Source organism: Kitasatospora sp. NPDC058032 (genome assembly GCF_042885845.1).
Lineage (GTDB): Bacteria > Actinomycetota > Actinomycetes > Streptomycetales > Streptomycetaceae > Kitasatospora.
On record NZ_JBHVRK010000081.1, the window covers coordinates 1 to 1,361 of the forward strand.

A 1,361-nucleotide genomic window follows, 5' to 3' on the forward strand; every position below is an offset into this window, starting at 1 on the left:
GGTTCAGGCCACGAGGCTGTCGTCGTGCCCCCGGTAGTAGTCGAACTCCACGGCCTGGCCGTCCAGGGCGATGCGGAGTTCCGCGCGGGCCGCCCTGACCGCGGCGAGCACGGCCGGGACCGTGCAACTGCCCTCCAGCGCGCCCAGGCTCCGGTAGCTCCCCAGGAGCTGCTCCACCTGCTCAGGCCTGAGGGGCGAGTTCGCGCTCGTCATGAAGTCGTGCCGCCTTCCACTTCGATCGGGGGAGGCTGCCCGCGGGGGTCAGCTCCACCTGGGGCCGTATGCCTATCTCACGCTTGAACTCCTCGGTGATGCGGCCGCACAGGCTCTCGCCCGCCTCGCCCGAGATGTCCCCCGCCTCGACCTTGACGTGGATCGTGTCGAGTCCGCGGACGGTCCTGATGGACGAGTGGAACTCGTTCACCTCGTCGAATCCGCGCAGCACGTCCTCGATCATCACCGGGGTGATCGAGACCCCGCGTATCTTGCGCATGTCGTCCACCCGCCGCAGGATGCCGCCGTCGTAGAAGTCCCACGTCCGGCCGCAACCGCACTCGGTGTGGGGCCGCTTGACCACGACGTCCTCGGTCCAGTGCCGGAAGAGCTGCATCCCCTCGCGGTTCAGCCCGGTGGTGACCCGGACGCCCTCCTCGCCGTAGCCGACGGGCTGTTCGGTCACCGGGTCGAGCACCTCCTCGATGCACGAGGGCTCGATGATGTGGCAGGCCTCGCGTCGGGCGGTGCACTCGAACATGAACACCCCGCCGAACTCGGTGGTGCCCGCGGCGTTGAAGACCCGGGCGCCGAAAGCCTCCTCGATGGTGCGGGTGGTGAAGGCGGAGCGCGGCTCCGCACCGGCCAGGATGATCTGGACGTTCGCCTCGCGGGCGAGGTCGACGCCCATCTCCCGGGCCGTCTCGATCAGCCGCATCGCGTAGCTCGGTGTGAGGCCGAGCACCTCGATCTGGTAGTCGACCAGCAGCCGTACCCGGGAGCGGGAGTCGAGGCCGCCGGCCGGGATGACCGTGGCTCCCATGCGCTCGAGGCCGTAGTGCATGCCCCAGAAGCCGGCGAACAGCCCGTACCCGAACGCCACCAGGCCCTTGTGGTGCGGGCGCACGCCCATGCTGTGGAGCGCCGTGCAGAACGTGTCCACGCACCAGGCCCAGTCGCGTTCGGTGTCGAACGTCCGGATGGGGGGGTTGCCGCTGGTCCCGCTGGTCTGGTGGTGGCGCACCCCGAGCGCCGGATCGAGCGAGGGCCAGGTTCCGTACGGGGGAGACGTGGCTTCCGCGGCGAGGAGATCGGCCTTGCGCAGGAGCGGAACCCGCGCCGCGTAGTCCTCCATGGAGGTGATGTTC

General features: G+C 69.7%; 2 protein-coding genes. Both read right to left on the bottom strand.

What is annotated here, in order from left to right; translation table 11 throughout:
- Positions 1-3: 3 nt before the first annotated feature.
- Positions 4-177: a DUF6052 family protein gene (locus ACFVUH_RS37400; RefSeq protein ID WP_381115512.1), complete on the bottom strand. Its 174-nt coding sequence runs from the start codon at positions 175-177 to the stop codon at positions 4-6.
- A gap of 4 nt (positions 178-181) precedes the next feature.
- A partial coding sequence (locus ACFVUH_RS37405) for a phenylacetate--CoA ligase family protein (RefSeq protein WP_387918101.1) occupies positions 182-1,361 on the bottom strand: 1,180 nt, incomplete at its 5' end.